The 17,686-nt window shown below is 46.7% G+C and carries 14 protein-coding genes; 2 read left to right on the plus strand and 12 right to left on the minus strand.

Translation table 11 applies throughout. The features are described 5' to 3' along the window. The 3 genes from M1B78_RS10610 to M1B78_RS10620 all read right to left on the minus strand — a co-directional run bounded on the left by M1B78_RS10610 (position 1) and on the right by M1B78_RS10620 (position 2,741). Positions 1-1,101: an endonuclease/exonuclease/phosphatase family protein gene (locus M1B78_RS10610; protein ID WP_136010043.1), complete on the minus strand. Its 1,101-nt coding sequence runs from the start codon at positions 1,099-1,101 to the stop codon at positions 1-3. An 85-nt stretch (positions 1,102-1,186) separates the two neighbouring features. After that, a complete protein-coding gene (locus M1B78_RS10615; RefSeq protein WP_136010044.1) occupies positions 1,187-2,077 on the minus strand; it encodes a rhomboid family protein in 891 nt (296 codons plus the stop codon). Continuing rightward, on the minus strand, positions 2,058-2,741 hold the full coding sequence (locus tag M1B78_RS10620; protein ID WP_257930424.1) for a rhomboid family intramembrane serine protease: 684 nt from the start codon (positions 2,739-2,741) through the stop codon (positions 2,058-2,060). The genes M1B78_RS10615 and M1B78_RS10620 overlap by 20 nt, the downstream gene beginning before the upstream one ends. Before the next feature lie 245 nt (positions 2,742-2,986). Here M1B78_RS10620 and M1B78_RS10625 point away from each other — a divergent pair, with 245 nt between their 5' ends. Together M1B78_RS10625 and argS are read left to right on the plus strand one after the other, a co-directional pair. Beyond that, positions 2,987-3,253 carry an HU family DNA-binding protein gene (locus tag M1B78_RS10625; protein WP_257930425.1) on the plus strand — a complete coding sequence of 89 codons (267 nt, stop codon included), beginning with the start codon at positions 2,987-2,989 and terminating at the stop codon, positions 3,251-3,253. A 156-nt stretch (positions 3,254-3,409) separates the two neighbouring features. Continuing rightward, on the plus strand, positions 3,410-5,227 hold the full coding sequence (gene argS / locus M1B78_RS10630; RefSeq protein ID WP_257940648.1) for an arginine--tRNA ligase: 1,818 nt from the start codon (positions 3,410-3,412) through the stop codon (positions 5,225-5,227). Positions 5,228-5,344: 117 nt separating this feature from the next. Here argS and M1B78_RS10635 read toward each other — a convergent pair whose 3' ends face one another. From M1B78_RS10635 to topA, 9 genes are all read right to left on the minus strand, one after another. Next, the gene (locus M1B78_RS10635; RefSeq protein WP_257930427.1) at positions 5,345-5,524 is read right to left on the minus strand and encodes a hypothetical protein; all 180 of its coding nucleotides are present in this window, start codon (positions 5,522-5,524) and stop codon (positions 5,345-5,347) included. Then, positions 5,521-7,734, minus strand: coding sequence for a peptidase domain-containing ABC transporter (locus tag M1B78_RS10640; protein ID WP_257930428.1), 2,214 nt, complete (start codon positions 7,732-7,734; stop codon positions 5,521-5,523). Before M1B78_RS10640 ends, M1B78_RS10635 begins: the two co-directional genes overlap by 4 nt. An 18-nt stretch (positions 7,735-7,752) precedes the next feature. Further along, positions 7,753-10,068: an outer membrane beta-barrel protein gene (locus M1B78_RS10645; RefSeq protein WP_257940649.1), complete on the minus strand. Its 2,316-nt coding sequence runs from the start codon at positions 10,066-10,068 to the stop codon at positions 7,753-7,755. Positions 10,069-10,084: 16 nt separating this feature from the next. Beyond that, on the minus strand, positions 10,085-11,395 hold the full coding sequence (locus M1B78_RS10650) for a radical SAM/SPASM domain-containing protein (protein WP_257940650.1): 1,311 nt from the start codon (positions 11,393-11,395) through the stop codon (positions 10,085-10,087). A 56-nt stretch (positions 11,396-11,451) separates the two neighbouring features. After that, complete coding sequence (locus M1B78_RS10655; protein WP_257940651.1) at positions 11,452-11,694, minus strand: hypothetical protein; 243 nt, start codon at positions 11,692-11,694, stop codon at positions 11,452-11,454. Between the two features lie 17 nt (positions 11,695-11,711). Continuing rightward, positions 11,712-12,659: a glycosyltransferase gene (locus M1B78_RS10660; protein ID WP_257940652.1), complete on the minus strand. Its 948-nt coding sequence runs from the start codon at positions 12,657-12,659 to the stop codon at positions 11,712-11,714. Positions 12,660-12,676: 17 nt separating this feature from the next. After that, positions 12,677-13,189, minus strand: coding sequence for a DUF3244 domain-containing protein (locus tag M1B78_RS10665; protein WP_257940653.1), 513 nt, complete (start codon positions 13,187-13,189; stop codon positions 12,677-12,679). Continuing rightward, positions 13,162-14,901 carry a tetratricopeptide repeat protein gene (locus M1B78_RS10670; protein ID WP_257940654.1) on the minus strand — a complete coding sequence of 580 codons (1,740 nt, stop codon included), beginning with the start codon at positions 14,899-14,901 and terminating at the stop codon, positions 13,162-13,164. The genes M1B78_RS10665 and M1B78_RS10670 overlap by 28 nt, the downstream gene beginning before the upstream one ends. Positions 14,902-15,227: 326 nt before the next feature. Then, positions 15,228-17,606: a type I DNA topoisomerase gene (gene topA / locus M1B78_RS10675; protein WP_257940655.1), complete on the minus strand. Its 2,379-nt coding sequence runs from the start codon at positions 17,604-17,606 to the stop codon at positions 15,228-15,230. Between the last annotated feature and the right edge of the window lie 80 nt (positions 17,607-17,686).

Below are 17,686 nucleotides of genomic sequence, written 5' to 3' on the forward strand. Positions count from 1 at the left end.
TCAATTCTTCTTGGTGATATAACACCATATCGGATAGTGGTCTGAATCCTTGATGGAGCGGTCTACTGTACAATTGTAGGCTTTCAGGTTCTTGCTGGCCAGTATGTTGTCTATCCGAAAATAGAATTTGTTCTGATTGTAGGAGATTCCTAATCCCCGTCCCGATTCGGTGAATGCATCATCCAAATCTTGGGCGATAGTACGGTGAGTATAGGAGATGGGGGTATCATTAAAGTCACCACATACAATAATACTAGGATGTGGTGAAGTTGTTATTTCGTGTGCGATTGCATCTGCTTGCGGAGCGCGGATGGCCGATGCTTCTGCCAATTTGCGTATGAGCAGGCGCATACCGCTTTTCACCTTTTCCTTTCCAGGGGATTTCAACATGTTTTCGTACACGGCTTTGTCAGCTTTGGTCAGTTTGTTGGACTCCAAGTGATTGTTGATGAGGGTAACTGTGTCCTCTCCTATTTTTACTTCATAGAGTACCGAACCGTTGTACTCGCTGGAATAATCCAGTACGCGTGCCGAGAGAATCGGATACTTGGAGTAACATGCTATCTTGTTGGTGTGTCCTTTTTCCCTGCCCACCGTGTTGATGCGGTGATATGGATATGCCTTGAGTTCCCGTTCCACATCTTTTTGCGAAAGGTGCCGGGATGATTCCGTCGTGGAGTATTCTTGGAGGCAGAGGATATCGGCATTACTTTCTTTTAAATAAGTCAGTATGGGATTCTTGCCATTCTGTTTGATGGCGCCGTCAAATCCCATGATGTTGTAGGAGAGTAATTTGAAACTTGTTTCAGGCAGCTTGTCTGTATGAAAGTTGATGGGTAGATAAGTGCGTATTTGTGAATAACAAAGTAGTAATCCTATCAAAGGAAGCAATGCGGTTCTGTAACGCTGGATGACCAGCCAAAAGATGAAGAAACTTATATTTATCACCAGGAAAACGGGAAATGTCAGTCCCAGGCACGACTGCACCGGATGTGTGACCGGCTGGATGTGCGGACTGTAGGCGGTAAACAGCAGCAAGCCCGTAAACAAGGCATTGACCGCCAAAATCAGGAGGGCGACAAAATTACCTAAATGCTTCATTATAATAGTTGAAAATTGAAAGGTGAAAACTGAAAATAAGAGTAGCGGTTATTTTCTTATTTTCCACTTTCCGTTTTCCATTTGTTTAACGTTTACTCGCGTCGAACAAGCTTTTCTTTTCCTCCGTAGTAAGGCTTTCGTATCCCGATTTCTTTAATTTGTCGAGAATGCGGTCTATCTCGTCGGATTGGGCTTTTTTCCGCGCGTTGTAATCATAATCTTTTTGTTTACTGGTACCGTAGTGTACTTTCATTTTCGGCTTTCGGGGTTTGAAGCTAACGATGGAAACCAAGACATCCAGGCATTTGTTTATCCATGAGGTCAGGTCGCTGCCTTTGCTGAGGCTGGCGGCAAACCAGAACCCAGCCAGCGCACCTCCTAAATGTGCGATGTGTCCGCCGGCATTACTGGAGGTGATGAACAGCAAATCAGTACCTATAACAATCAGTGCCAGGTATTTCAGCCGCATGGTTCCGAACAGCAGCAGCCGTATCGGATAGTTGGGCTCGCGATAGGCGGTGGCGGCTACAATGGCAAGTACGGAGGCAGAGGCGCCCAGCATGAACGAATAGTCTGTCATGGGACGGAAATACGGAAAAATGTTATAGGCGGCAATATAGAGCAAACCGCCACAAATTCCTCCCAGAATGTATACACCCCGCAGATGTTTTGCAGAGAAGAAACTCAGGAACAGTGCACCGAACCAGTAAAGCCACAGCATATTGAAAAGAATGTGCATGAATCCTGCATGCATGAACATATAGGTCAGTAGTGACCACGGTTGCAGGATGAAGCGTAGGATTGATGCCGGCAGTTCCAACCATTCGAATACGCCTACTATGCTCCGGTTGAACAACTGGAACATGACTTCGGTTAGCGTAGTGAGTATGAATACCGCTACATTGATGTAGGTCAGTTGGATATAAATATTCCCCCTGCGGAAGTTTTCTTTCAAATCAGTTATAATAGTAGCCATTTCCTCTGTTCTTTTTTCTCCAGTACATAATCAAGATAAAGCCGAATACCATACCACCCAGATGTGCAAAGTGGGCCACGTTGTCTCCTGCATTGTTTGCAAATCCTTCATAAAGCTCAATCAAGAAATATCCGATAACAAAATATTTGGCCTTGATAGGAACCGGTAACGGGAAGATAAACATCTGTTGGTTGGGGAACAACATGCCGAATGCCAACAGAATGGCGTATACCGATCCCGAAGCTCCTACGGTGGTCATCAGGTTGAGATATTCCTTCATCGGGAGGATGGCTATTCCGGTATTCACGCTGTCGTAGGCGGAGAGTACCATTTCATAATGGATGTATTGTACGATTTCCTGGCTAATTCCGGCTCCGATACCGCACATCAGGTAGTAGAATAAAAAGCGTTTCGGCCCCCATACCTGTTCCAAGATACGTCCGAACATCCATACGGCAAACATGTTGAAGAACAAGTGCGTGAATCCTGCGTGCATGAACATATATGTCATCAATTGTGCTGCATTGAAATCTGCGGCAAGGAAAAAATGCAATCCCAGATACCGGGCGAGGTCTATGCCGTAACTTTGAGCGACAATGGTGCCCAGAAACATCAGCACATTAATGATTAAAAGGTTCTTGGTTATAGTAGGTATGGTATTCATAATCTGTTGTTTCAATTCATTTTATGGTTTAAAAACAGTTGCCTGTCTTTGCTTTCTCCGGCAAAAATACGAATAAATTCTGTTCTATAACAGAAAAAGCAAATTCTATTCCTTCTTTTTCGCTGTTTTCCAATGTTTTTTTAATGTTTTTATTTGATATTCAGAAATATTGCTCTATTTTTGTAGAGGCTTGTACTGAAAAGTGAAAAAATATTTTGTGTAACATATTATTAATTTTGAGTATTATGAATAAGGCGGAGCTTATTGGCGCTATGGCAGCGGAGTCTGGTTTGTCAAAGACGGATTCAAAGAAAGCATTGGATGCATTTACCGCATCAGTCACTAAGGCAATGAAAGCCGGTGATAAAGTATCATTGGTTGGTTTCGGAACTTTTAGTGTGGTGGAAAGAGGAGCACGTATGTGTATCAATCCCTCTACTAAAAAGCCTATCGAGATTGCTGCAAAGAAAGTTGTTAAATTCAAACCGGGTACGGAATTGACAGCTGAATAGATAACAGTATACTCAACATACAAAGAGGGGACGTTTTGCAAAGAGCGTCCCCTCTTTGTATGTTGAATATCTTGTGGGTCAATAAAAACAAGCCTGCTTGTTTTGTACTGATTTTGGTTTACGTTATCTTTGCACGCAGGAAAATACATTTGAATCATGAATATAGAACAGAAACTGGTAGCGTCCGTCATCGGCGGACTGAAAGCGCTTTACGGGCAGGATGTTCCTGCCGCACAAGTGCAGTTGCAGAAAACCAAGAAAGAATTTGAAGGACACCTCACGTTGGTGGTATTTCCTTTCCTCCGCATGTCCAAGAAGGGACCGGAGCAGACGGCACAAGAAATCGGTGAATACTTGCAGGCAAACGAACCTTCGGTTGCTGCATTTAATGTCATCAAAGGCTTCCTGAACCTGACCATTGCCTCTTCCGCGTGGATAGAATTGCTGAATGGCATTCATGCGGACAAGCAGTACGGCATCATGGCTGCTACTGACAGCTCTCCGTTGGTGATGATTGAGTATTCTTCTCCCAACACCAACAAACCGCTCCATTTGGGCCACGTACGCAACAATCTTTTGGGAAATGCGCTGGCTAATATAGTGGCTGCCAACGGCAATAAGGTAGTAAAGACCAATATTGTCAATGACCGTGGAATTCATATCTGCAAGTCCATGTTGGCATGGCAGAAGTACGGCAATGGTGAGACTCCCGAATCATCCGGCAAGAAGGGCGACCACCTGATTGGCGATTACTATGTTTCTTTCGACAAGCACTACAAGGCGGAAGTGAAGGAGTTGATGCCGAGGTTCCAAAGCGAAGGCATGAATGAGGAAGAGGCCAAGGCAAAGGCGGAAGCCGAATCTCCTTTAATGAAGGAAGCCCGTGAGATGCTGGTGAAGTGGGAAGCCAACGACCCCGAAGTACGTGCGCTTTGGAAGAAGATGAACGACTGGGTGTATGCCGGTTTCGACGAGACTTACCGCATGATGGGCGTGACTTTCGATAAGATATATTACGAGTCGAACACTTACCTTGAAGGGAAAGAGAAAGTGATGGAGGGCCTGGAGAAAGGTTTCTTCTACCGGAAAGAAGACGGTTCCGTGTGGGCGGACCTCACGGGTGAGGGGTTGGACCACAAACTGTTGTTGCGTGCGGACGGCACTTCCGTCTACATGACGCAGGATATCGGTACCGCCAAGCTCCGTTTTGCCGATTATCCCATCGACAAGATGATTTATGTTGTGGGCAACGAACAGAACTACCACTTCCAGGTGCTTTCTATTCTGCTCGACAAGTTGGGCTTTGAATGGGGAAAAGGCTTGGTGCATTTCTCTTACGGCATGGTAGAACTGCCCGAAGGCAAGATGAAGAGCCGCGAGGGTACCGTGGTTGATGCTGACGACTTGATGGCGGAGATGATTGATACAGCCAAGGAGACCAGCAACGAACTGGGCAAACTGGACGGTCTGACGAAAGAAGAGGCGGACGATATCGCCCGTATCGTCGGTCTGGGTGCCTTGAAGTACTTCATCCTGAAGGTGGATGCCCGCAAGAACATGACATTCAATCCGAAAGAGTCCATCGACTTCAATGGCAATACGGGCCCGTTCATCCAATATACTTATGCACGTATCCAGTCTGTTCTGCGCAAGGCAAAAGAGGCCGGTATCGAAATCCCTGCCCAGTTGCCTGCCGGCATTGAACTGAGTGAGAAGGAAGAGGGACTGATACAGATGGTTGCCGACTTTGCCGCTATTGTGAAGCAGGCAGGTGAGGATTACAGCCCGTCCATCATTGCCAACTATACGTATGACCTTGTGAAGGAATACAACCAGTTCTACCATGACTTCAGCATTTTGCGTGAGGAGAACGAAGCAGTGAAGATATTCCGCCTTGCATTGTCCGAAAATGTAGCCAAGGTGGTACGCTTAGGTATGGGCTTACTGGGAATTGAGGTGCCGGATAGAATGTAAGTTTGGTTGTTGAAAAACATCTTATCTTTGCCACTGCCGATGATACGGAATGGTGTGTTAGGGCGGGGCGAAGCCGGAAGAGAGGTGTAGCAAGTCGTTTTGCTGCACCTCTCTTTATTATTGTTTGCTTATCAAGATAACCAGAAGGAGTACCAGTATTCCTGCCAATAGCAATGTGTTTCCCCACCTCACGATAAAAGCTGGTTTTTGCTCGATAATACGGCGCACTTTGTCACTGTGGCAATCGTTTTCGTTTGTAAAATTGCTGTGGTTGTTTTCCTTTAATTTCTTAGTCATGAGTTCCCTAGTTCCAATTGGTTCTTAATCAGGTTGTAGTACGTCCCTTTCTTTCGGATTAGTTCGTCATGTGTGCCGGTTTCCGATATTCTTCCTTTGTCTAACACCACTATTTGGTCGGCATGCTTCACGGTACTTAGGCGGTGGGCTACGATGACGGTAGTTTTTCCTTGGTAGAATTTCTGCAAATTGTCCACTATCAGTCGTTCGTTTCCGGAATCCAGGGAATTGGTGGCTTCATCAAAGAACAAGAAGGCCGGGCTCTTGTATACGGCTCTGGCTATCAGGATACGCTGTCGTTGTCCTTGGCTGATGCCTTGTCCGTTGGCACCTATGACGGTGTCGTACTTCAGTGGCAGTTGTTCCACCATTTCCGTGATGTTGGCTATTCGGGCGGCAGACAGCATACGTTCGTAATCTATCTCCTCATTGTCTAAAGCGATGTTGCGCGCTATTGATTCGGAGAAGATGTAACCGTCTTGCATGACCACTCCGCACAAGCTGCGCCAGAATCGGAGGTTTATCTCGTTCAGCCGATGCTCACCTATCAGGATGTCGCCCGATGCGGGCGGATAGAATCCTAATAATAGTTTCAGCAACGTGGTTTTTCCGCTGCCGCTGGCACCCACGATGGCCGTCACTTTCCCGTTGGGGATTCTTAGGCAGATATCTTCGAGAACTTTGAGGGAATGAGAGCCGTTGTAGCTGAACGTCACGTTTTTCAATAGGATGTCTTCCCGGCTGCAATGGCAATCGATTACCTTCCGATGTGTGTTCTCGTCTTCTTTCAGGTGAACCTCGTTGATTCGTTCTATGCTGAGCCGGACATCCTGCCAGGAGTAGATGAAGCGCATCAGTTGTTCTATCGGGACATTCAGCTGGCCGATGATATATTGTATGGACAGCATCATTCCCAAGGTGAGCTGCCCCTCTATCACTGCGGTTGCCGTCACGATGGTGATGAGGATGTTTTTCACCTCGTTGATAAAGAGGCTTCCTCCCTCTTGCGTCTGTTGCAGTTTCATGGAGGCAATGTTGGTATGGAACAAGTCGGCTTGTGTGTCTTCCCATTCCCAGCATTTGCGTTGTTCGCAGTTTTGCAATTTGATGTCCTGCATACCGTCTATGATTTGGATGGTCTTGTTTTGTCTTCGTGCATAGAGGTCGAAGAATTCGTAGTCCATGGCCTTGCGTTTTTGCAGGAAGGTACAAATCCACAATGCATATATCAGGCATCCGCCTGAGAAGATGGCGAACACGGCGGTGCTGTAGTAAAGCAACACCCCGCCGAATATGAGGAAACTGAAGACGGAGAACAGGGTATTCAGCGTCTGGGCGGCCATGAACTGTTCGAGGCGCTGGTGGTCGTTGATGCGCTGCATCAAGTCTTCTTTCAGTTTGGTGTCGAAGAAGGACATGGGCAGTCTCATCAGTTTCAGGAAGAAGTCGGACAGCAGAGTTATGTTGATGCGTACGCTGATATGCAGCAACAGCCACCGGCGTATGAAGTCGACCGAAGTCCTTCCTATGGTCAGCATCAGCTGCCCCAGCAGAATCAGGTAGATGAGGTTCAGGTTCTTTCCGTTTATTCCCTTATCTACCACTGCCTGCGTCAGGAAGGGGAAGAGCAACTGTAGTCCGCTGCCGATGACCAGTCCTGCAATCAGTTGTCCGAACAGGCTCTTGTAGTCTTTCAGATAGCTCCAGAGAAAAGACAATGAACGTTCCGTGCCTACTTCCTCTTTCAGCGAATGGAAGACGGAGGTGGGTTGCAGCGCCATCAGTATTCCTTTTTCGCCTTGCATTCCTTCGCCGGGTGTCCATGCCTTGCGGAAAGCCTCTTCGTCTAAGGCAAGCAGGTACTTCCCCGGATCGGCGATGTGGAATTTCAGTTTGCCTTTTCGGTCTCTTTCCACGCGGTGCAACACCACGAAATGTTCCTGGTTCCAGTGCAGGATGCACGGAAAAGGATGCTGTTCCACCAGCTTCTCTACGGTCATCCGTCCGCAGACCGTCCGGAAACCGATTTTGACGGCCGCTTCATTCAAGCTCAGCATGGACACCCCGTTGTGGCCCACGGTGCATATCCGGCGCATGGCTTCGGCAGAGTACATCTTGCCGTAATGACGGGCTATCATGCGGAGGCAGGTGGCTCCGCACTCCATGGCGTCCGGTTGCTTGATGTGGTGGAAACGGGGCTTGAATATCATCGGTTATATCTGTTTAAGTTATTTCACCCCTATGCCTTGCAATTCTCTATCATCGTTATTGAACTGCTTTTTTTGTCTCCACTTGTTCTGCACCTTGTTCTTGAAGGTATATGAGGCACCTATTGAGAAGGTAGGGATGCGGTCTGTCAGGTAATTGGCCTTGTATGAGGTGTACCCTTCGTCCTTCACCCACGACTTCGACCACATACCGGTTCCTACGAAATATTGCCCCATCACATAGACTCTCCAGTTCTTGGGCAGATTCCATGAGAGGTTGGCATTGCTGTAGGGTGTCCCCTCCGATTTGGTGGTGTAGCCGTAGCTGGCGGTCGTATAGCCCATGTTCAGCGAGAGCGATACCTGCTTGTAGTATAGATAGGCATTCATATTGAAGTTCCACAGATCTGCGTTGGCAAAGGTCATTCCTTTCTGATATCTTCTCTCGTAGTAGGCGCTCATGCCTATGTTGCCGAAAGGCAAGTTGTAGTTGGCCGAGGTTCCCGCGTTAAGGAAGTTGGCACACAGGAGGTTCCGGTAAGACTGGATATAGATGTTGTCTTTTAGCGTACCGACGGCATTAATCAGCTTTGACGAATAGCTGTAGGAGATGTAAGGCTCAAGGAACAGGCTTTTGTAGCTGAGTTTGTAAGAGAGCCGGACCTGATCTTGGAAACTGGGCCTCAGATACGGGTTACCCTGATTGATGAGCAAACTGTCGGTAGAGGTGTTGCGCGGGTTCAGCATGCTGAGTGTCGGGCTGTAGCGATGGCGCCGGTAGCTCAGGTTCAAGTTGTGTTTCTGATTGAACTTATAAATTAGTGCCACGGAGGGAAGCACGTCTATGTAATGGTTCTTTACCCCATCCGCTTCGGTGAAGAGCATGTCCATCCCTATGGAAAGCAAATAGAAGAACTTGCCTCCCGAACGGTTGTTGTTGAAGCCGACATACAGGTATTCTTGCCACTTCTTGTAGTTGTACACCGGAAAACAATCTTCCTTGTCGTCTATGTTGGTGCTTGAATAAGAAGTGTTGGAGCCGGCTGTGAGGGAGTATTTGCCTTGTATGAGGTTTGTGTAGTCCAAATCCAACTTCCCGTAGTGCCGGTCGTTGATGTAGTCTATCAGGTGATGGTATTGGTAGAAATCGTTATGCTCCTGCTGCTCTCCGATGGAACCGGAATAGCTGTAGGAGTAGTTTCCGGTGGCCTCCAGCGACTGATGCTTGCTGAAGGAGTGCTTGTAATAGAGATAGGCGGTGGCCAGATGGTATTTGTTGTCCGACTGGTTGTAGACTGTGGCATCCGACTGTTTCTGTTCGGAGGCATATTCCACGCTTCCTTGTCTGTGGCTTTCGGTGTCCGAGGGGTTACTGATGTATTTCAGGGCAAAGGCGGCATAGTTCTTGTCCGAAAAGATGCGGTCTCCCCCCAATGCTGCGTAGTAGCTGTTGGCGCTATAGAGTTGCTCTCCGGAGAATTTGCGCCTGATGTCCCCCGATTGGCTTTCCGAATACTCATTGCTCTTGGTATCGGAGAAGTAAAAACTCTGGAGATTCAAGTATAGGGACGACTTGGCATTCCCCAGTTCGGCTCCTCCACCTGTCACTCCATACCGGTAGGTGAGGGCATGGTTTGCATAAATATTTCCGTTGACATAGGTAGGGGTAGCCACGCGTTTCAGGTGGATGTTCAGGATGGCAGTCACGCCCTCCTCGCCTAAGTAGCGTGCATCCGGTACGTCTATAATCTCCACGGACTCTATAATCTCGGGATTCATCACGTTGATGTAACCCGGTCGATTGACCCCGTCTATCAGAATTATGGGAGATTCCCCCGTGAGCAGTTTGATGTTGCGTTCGATGGGGTTCACCACCAGTTTGGGTACTTCCAACAGTGCATCGTAAGCAGTCTTCGCCTTCTTGGCATGTTCGGACAGAAAGAAGGTGGTACTTCCCGCACTACTGTGTACGATGTTGCGCTTGTCGCCTGTCACGGTCACCTCTTTCAGCTGCGTGGCATCTTCCTGCAGTGTGAACTGGGGCAGGCGCACGCTTCCTGTCAGCTTGAAGGGGTGTTCTATTTTCTTGAATCCTACCATGGACACGCGGCAGACATAGTCTCCTGCCTGTAGGCCTTCTACGGAGAAGTCGCCCTTCTTGTCGGTGATGCTGCCCCCCACAAGTGTGTCGGCTTGTATGAAATATACGGTACAGCCTTGTAGCGGCGACTTGTCTTTGTCTTTCACATTGCCGCTTACGGTGATGGCGGTCGTTTGCGCATGCAGCAGCGAGAGGCTGCACACGATGACTGAGATAAGAGAGAGAATACGTTTCATCGGTATCATGTATTGATTATTGATTTAAGGTGGCGTTAATATACGCATTATTAAAACGATAACGAATATAATCCGCTATATTTAATTCCATATTTTGTTTTTGGCAGAATCTTCTGAAATTATCCGGAGTGGTTTCCAGTTGTTTCTGGCAGCAAGGCCCCCAGCATAACGGCAGGAATTTGCATGTCCGACACATGTCGTTGTCATAGGTGACGATGGCGAGGCGCTTGTCCAGTTTTGGTTGGTTCCATTGTATGTGTCCATCGGGCAGCAAGACCCCGTCTTGATGCTCTGTGGTGAAATCTCGGCCGGAACATTTATACACGGCACCATCGTAGGATATCACGCACTGGTTCTTGACAGATGCCTTGCACGAATAACTTCTTCGGGCCATGTTCATGTACGACACCTTGAAGCCGTTCAGCATCCACAGGTTGATGACCGATTTCAGTTCCTCGTTGTCGTAGTTCATGAAGGTACCTGTCTGCCACACACGTTCCAGATGAATGCTTATCTTGTGGCGGTCTACATCAATCAGGTCTTTAATCAGGTCTTTCATGTAGGGCAGGGTTTCGTCATCGTAGTTGATGCGCAGATTGATGTAGGTGCTACCCAGCTGTTCCGTCAGTGCATAGATAGTCCGTATCATGTTGTCGTAAGTGCCCTCCTGAGTTTCGGGCATGTACTTTATCCGGTCGTGGCGGTCTTTATATCCATCTATGGAAATCTGGAAGGAGGCGTTCAGCTCGTCGAACAGGGGGAGTGTGTCCGGAGTGATGCAAACGGCATTGGTGACGAAGAAGAAGGAGACATGTTTCTGCTGTGTTGTGACGTACTGCTTGATTTGCGACAGCAACGGATATAATTCTTCTTTGAAATAGAGCAGAGGTTCCCCACCGAATAATTCTACGCGAAGGCTGCTCAAATCCGGATTATGGTCGAACAGTTGCTTTACGTGTTCCAGTATGGCTTGGGAATTCTCGGCTGTCAGGTGGCTGCCCTGGATGTGTTTCTCAAAGCAGTACCAGCACCGCAGGTTGCAGTCCAAGGAGGGCAGCAGGGTGAGGTGATAGACGTAAGGTGAGTTTATGCTTGCATCGTACTCTTTGCACAATTCTTGGTACTCGTCCGCTTCATCTTCTATGATGAATCTATTCTTCACTAAGTCTTCATAGGCTTTGGGGGATTGTTCGGACAGTTTTTGCAGGTCGTGCTTCAACAATTCGGCATCCGGATGAGAAAGAAGACAAAAAGAATCGTATTTGGTGTTGTAGCAAATGACGTTATTTTTGTTCTTGGTGTATATATTGTAGTGACTTGTTTTCATAAGTATGTTTCGTAAATTATAAAGATAAGGGTGATACACTTCACCCTTATCAAATCTTACTGGGCAGGAGTATTGTCTGCTGGACTATTGCATCCGCATCCACAACCACTTCCGTTTTCACATCCACAGCCTTTTCCACTGTCACATCCACACCCATTTCCGTTGTTACAACTGCAACCGCATCCGCTACCTGCTGCGCCGGCAGCTGCTCCACCCAAGACGAACATCAGTTCATCTTTCAGCACCTCTATGCCATCCAATGGCAACTGGGCTTCTTTTTCTGTAATGAATTCTTTCATAATGATTTTGATTTAAATTAATATATATTACTAAGCCGCTTGACGCGGTCGAAGTCTACGGTAAATATCTGCTTGTAATGCTCCTTTAGCTCTGCCAGCAAATCTTTGTGTTCGTCCAGCAATTGCAGCATCTTCTGATACAAAGGTTCGTTCTGGTGTCGGCAGATGGAAAAGACCTTTTCTTCCAGTTCGTCGGGAAGCAGCAATGCCGCTATCCATAAGCGGTTGTACATTAATTCGTCTTGGCACACCCGGTAGGGGGAGCGTGTGCGATAGATATGTCCTGCCTCGATATTCTTAATAAGCTGACACCGTCCTCCTTCCAGCCATACCTTCAGTGATATATAAGTCTCGTCGAAGCCATAGCGGATAAGTCCTTCCAGCCCACGGAGGTAAGTCCAATAGCGTTCGCTGGCGGCATAGGCAGCTCCAAATACGCAAGGAATGTCTATGAGCTCTTTCTCCGGTTCCGGGTCTTCTGTAAAAATCCATTTAGGACTCAGCAGGTTGGCATCTTGAAACGATATATAAGCTCCATAAGAGACTCTCCGTCCTGAGAGGGGAATCACCTCATCGCTTTCGTCCTTGACAAGGGCATATGTCTGGCAGCACAGCAACCGTCTGTCGTCTTCGTCCAGATAGTCCGCAATCTGTTCTGCCCAGTCCTCTCTATAGAATCGCATGTGCGCGTCAAGAAACAGGAAATAAGGGGTTTGTATCAGACTCACTCCCAAATCGCGGCAGGCAGCTATCCCCAATCTCTCTTCGTTTCGGAGATAGGTGGCGGAATAGGGCTTCAACATCTCTTCGTAATCATACAAATGATTGGAAGCATCGTTGATGACCAATATTTCCACTCGATCCGCAGCATATTGCCGTACGCTGGCTACGGTGTGTTCCACTTCCATGCCTTCATTCAGGAAAGGAATGATTACTGTCAGTTTCTTCGACGTATCTTCAGACATGCTTGTTCTGGTATTTCTTATTTTACTTCAAAATAGCCTTGATACTTGTGTTTCCCGTTGTTCAGCTCCAGGATGTAGGTGCCGCTTTCGAGGTTTCCGATATCGTAGCTATAAGGTTGTTTGGGAAGTAAAGCGATTTCTTGTATGGAGATGATTTTGCCTATATTATCCTTAATAAGGATTTGCAGGTTTGCTAATGGGACATCAGATACAAAATGAAGGTTATTGCCATCATGAATGACAGTAGGGATTAAAAAAACTGAACGATCGTTTGTTGAATGTTTAATTTCAGTAAGTTCGATTTTAATATCCTTTGCGCTTAGGTTGCTACTGAATAGAAGCGCGCTTAAAACAATCAATAAGAGTTTCATGTTTATATGAATCTTAGTTTCGTTACCTGCAAATATATATGCTTTCCGATTATTCATCCGCATAAATCCTGTGCGGTTTTGTGCGGTTAGCTTGTCCTTGTGCAGTTTTGTGCGTATTCGGCTTCTTTCCTCTATAAAGCATAGATAAAAAGATCCCATTCCTCTGGTTTTCCAGGCTTCCCATGTGTCTTTTCGTATAGTTTTTTGCGCGCCGAAACGATGGTCGACTTACTACGCTCGGTAAGCATAGATATGCCGGTCACATTAATTTTGATTTTGAGCAATAGGCATATTTTCATTTCAATGTCACTGACCGGATAGATGGAATATAGACGGGAAGTAAAATCTTTATAGCAATGGTCTATCTGAACACGCAGCATCTCCCAATCTTTTGACTCGATGACAATTTCCTTACAGGTTACGGCACTCTTGAATTTGTTATAGATATCAGATTGACGAAATGCGACTTCCAGTAAAGCCTGCTCCTTTTGATCTATCTCGACTTTGCTGTTTATGCGGAGCAATTGTTCCTTTTGCGTTAAAAGTAATTTGTATATGGAATCATTCTTTTGCTTGCTCAACAACAATTCATTCTCCAGCTCGTTTATCTTCCGCTTGTTTTGCTCAATGAAGTTATTGCTTTTTTCGTATTGCTCTTTTTTTACCTGTTTCAATTTCTCCAATTGGATCTTAAGCTGTTTTCTCTTGCTTTGGGCATACATCCAATATGTAATGGAAGAGAATGTCAATAGAATCAAAAAAATTCCGCCATAAGCAATCCATTGCTTCAAGTCTTCTTTATCGGCCTTTAGCTGTGCGTTCTCTCTTTCCCGAAGTTGGTAGTTGTAGAGTGATTGTAATCTGCGGATATTCTCGCCATTTGTTATTTTTTTGATAGAATCAGTCCAACTATTATATAGATGAAGATGCTCTAATGCTGATGAACTGTCTGATTTCTTTTCCGCTATTTCTGCCAATCCCCGGTGAGCTGTTTGTTGAGCGTAGATATTATTAAACTTCAAAAGTTCCTTGTAGTAGTATGCGGCAGAGTCCATCTCTTCTATTTTGAAATATAGATGTGCTGCAACTGCGCAGGTGGAAATCTGGTTTCGTAATTGAGGCGAGTCCAGCATCTGTAATGATGCTTTAGCCGAAGAATACTCCTCCAATTGTATATATAGACTGGTCAAAGAAATTTGTGCTCTATCCATCATAGCTCTATTGTTGATTTCAGAGGCTTGTTCATAGGCCTTTTGGTAATAAAATAATGTGCTGTCCGCATTGTTCAATGCAGTAAACGTATTTCCTATGTAACATAGATTAATCACCATTCCTCTTCCGTCTTCCAGCAGTTTATTGTACAGATAGGCCTTCTTGAAAGCCTTCATCGCCTCCTCATATACATCCTGATAGAAAAATAATTCTCCCATTTGGCTATAAATCACTTTCATAAGTCTGTAGTCAGAGCCGCCTTCCAGCAGTTCGGCCGCTTTCTGATAATAACTCAAAGCCTGCGGTGCATCCTGCAGGTCGGAATATACCCGTCCGGCATAGTAGTATGCTTCCGGCAAGTGTTTCTTGTCGTTTCTGTCTTCATAGTAATGCAGGACTTGTAGTAGTGCGCTGTCTGAGGTGTGCGTCACATAAGCCTTGTCGCGAGCTTTGATGCACAGTAGTTGGTAGTACATCTGTGTGCTCTGTGGTTCTGTAAGTATGCTGTCTTTCATCCTGTCCAGCAATGTGCAGGCACTATCGGGGTGGTCGTAGACCAATGTGTCCGCTGCTTGCAGGGTATATGGATAAGGTCTGTTGCGGCAGGCATGGCAACATAACAGCAGAAGGCATACATATGTCAACTTTAATATTTTCATTGTGTCATTGTTTTTTCAGTTTATCAATAATGGCCAGGTACTGGAAACAGTATGGCTCATTGGTGCCATAAATGAAGACAGTATGCCGACTCTATTAAAATAGACGCATAAAAAAGAAAAATCTCCTATTAGGGAAGGTGTTTTTTGGGGGTTAAAGAAAGCTAAAGGTTACTCAAGCTTCACAGAAGGATTTGCTGAAGGTTTGGAGTAAGGGGGTGTTGTTATAATATTAGGCGCGGATTACGCGGAATGACATGGATTCAATAAACAGAATTCGTGAATTCCGCGTAATTCGCGTCTAAAAAAAAGTGTTAAAAGGTTTTACTCTATTTCTTCTTGTTTGCTTTCGTAGTTTTTGTTGCTTTCACCGCCTTTGCAGTCCGTTTCGGTTTGCTCGTTTCCTTGTCGCTTTGCAGTTTCACAATCTCCAGACAAGCCTGAAGGTTCAGGTCTTGGGGGATGATGTCTTTAGGAATCTTGTAGTTGCTGCCTTTATAAGCGATGTAAGGGCCATAGCGCCCGTTCAGGATTTCCAGTTCCGGTTCTTCCTCAAACTTTTTGATATGTTTCTGGGCTTCTGCTTCCTGCTTCTTTTGTATCAGTTCGATGGCTTCTTCCAGCGTGACAGTCATCGGGTCCATTGTCTTGGGCAACGAAGCATACAAGCCGTTGTTCTGGATATAGGGTCCGAAACGCCCTGCACCGACAACTACGTTTTTGCCTTCGTATTCGCCGAGGGTACGGGGAAGTTTGAACAGCTCCAGCGCTTCTTCCAGTGTAATGGTCTCGATGGACATCTCTTTCTTTACCTGGGCGAAACGGGGCTTTTCCTCATCTTCGGCAGTACCTATCTGTGCTACTGGGCCGAAACGTCCGATTTTTACAGACACTTGCTTTCCGCTGACGGGGTCTGTTCCTAGAATCCGTTCGCCTGCCTTGTGGGCGGTTTTCGCGGCAAGCGTGTTCTCCACCGAAGGATGGAATTTCTTATAGAATATTTTCAGAATGGCGGTCCATTGCTTGTCGCCTTCGGCTATTTCGTCGAATTGCTTTTCGACGCTCGCTGTGAAGTTGTAGTCAAGGATGTCAGGGAAGTACTCTATCAGGAAGTCATTGACCACGATACCCGTGTCAGTCGGCATCAGTTTTGACTTTTCGGCTCCGGTGATTTCCGTATAGTTGTTGTCCGTTATTTCATTGCCTTGCAGGTTGAGCACATTGTAGATGCGTTCTTCGCCCGTTTTCTCTCCTTTTATTACATATTCGCGCTGCTGGATGGTGGAAATGGTCGGAGCGTAGGTAGACGGACGTCCGATACCCAGTTCCTCCAGTTTGCGCACAAGGCTTGCTTCCGTGTAGCGGGGAGGGTGTTGGGTGAAACGTTCGGTAGCGGTGATACCTTCATGTTCGAGTTTCTGTCCTTTTTTCAGAGGGGGCAGTAGGCGTACTTCATCTTCCTGGGTTTCTACATCATCATCGTACGATTCGCGGTAGACGCGCAGGAAACCGTCGAATTTTACCACTTCTCCGGTTGCAGTGAAAGTTTCCGGCTCGTTGCTGATGCCGATGGTTACGGTTGTTTTTTCCACTTCGGCGTCTGCCATCTGCGAGGCGATGGTACGTTTCCAGATGAGGTCGTACAACTTTCTTTCTTGTGGGGTACCTTCTATCTTGGCATTTTCCATGTAGGTGGGACGGATGGCCTCGTGCGCTTCTTGTGCTCCTTTAGTCTTGGTGGCGAAGTGGCGGTTGTGTACATAACGTTCGCCCATCAGGTTGGAGATGGTTTCACGGCTGGCGTTGACGGCAAGCTCGGAAAGGTTGACGGAGTCGGTACGCATATAGGTTATCAATCCCGATTCGTATAGACGTTGCGCCACCATCATGGTTTGTGCCACGGTGAATCCCAGTTTGCGGGCAGCCTCCTGCTGCAAGGTAGAGGTGGTGAAGGGGGCGGCAGGACCTTTCTTCAGCGGACGGGTGGTGATGTCGTTGATGGTAAATGTGGCCGATTTGCAGCTTTCCAGCAATTTTCGGGCTTCTGCCTTTGTCTTGAGGCGGTGTGCCAGTTCGGCTTTCATTTCTACCGTTTTGCCGTCGGTGTCCGGAACGAGGAATACGGCGGTAAAACGGTAGGATGCTTCACTCCGGAATGCGTGTATCTCGCGTTCGCGCTCCACGATGAGGCGGACGGCTACGGACTGTACACGGCCTGCAGAAAGGGCGGGTTTCACTTTCTTCCACAATACCGGTGAAAGTTCAAAACCTACGATACGGTCCAGGATGCGCCGGGCCTGCTGGGCATCGACCAGGTTGATGTCAATGTCGCGGGGATTTTCTATCGCTTTCAGGATGGCGTCTTTGGTGATTTCATGGAAGACGATGCGTTTGGTGCGTTCCGGTTTTAGTTTCAGCACTTCGTACAAGTGCCATGCGATGGCTTCCCCTTCGCGGTCCTCATCGGAAGCCAGCCATACGGTTTCCGCCTGCTCGGCTTCTTCTTTCAGTTGGGTTACGATTTTCTTTTTATCTGCCGGTATCTCGTAATGCGGTTTGAAGTCTTTATCTACATCAATACTGAATTCTTTTTTCTTCAAATCACGTATATGGCCGTAGCTGGAAAGGACTTTGAAATCTTTTCCCAGGAATTTTTCAATTGTTTTTGCTTTTGCCGGAGACTCGACTATGACAAGGTTTTTCTGCATAATTTTCTGTTTTTTAGTGACTCCCGCCACTGAATTCGCTCGCAAAAGTAGGAAAAAAACATTCTTCCCACCTTATGATA

This window comes from Bacteroides muris (ex Fokt et al. 2023), assembly GCF_024704895.1.
GTDB lineage: Bacteria > Bacteroidota > Bacteroidia > Bacteroidales > Bacteroidaceae > Bacteroides > Bacteroides muris.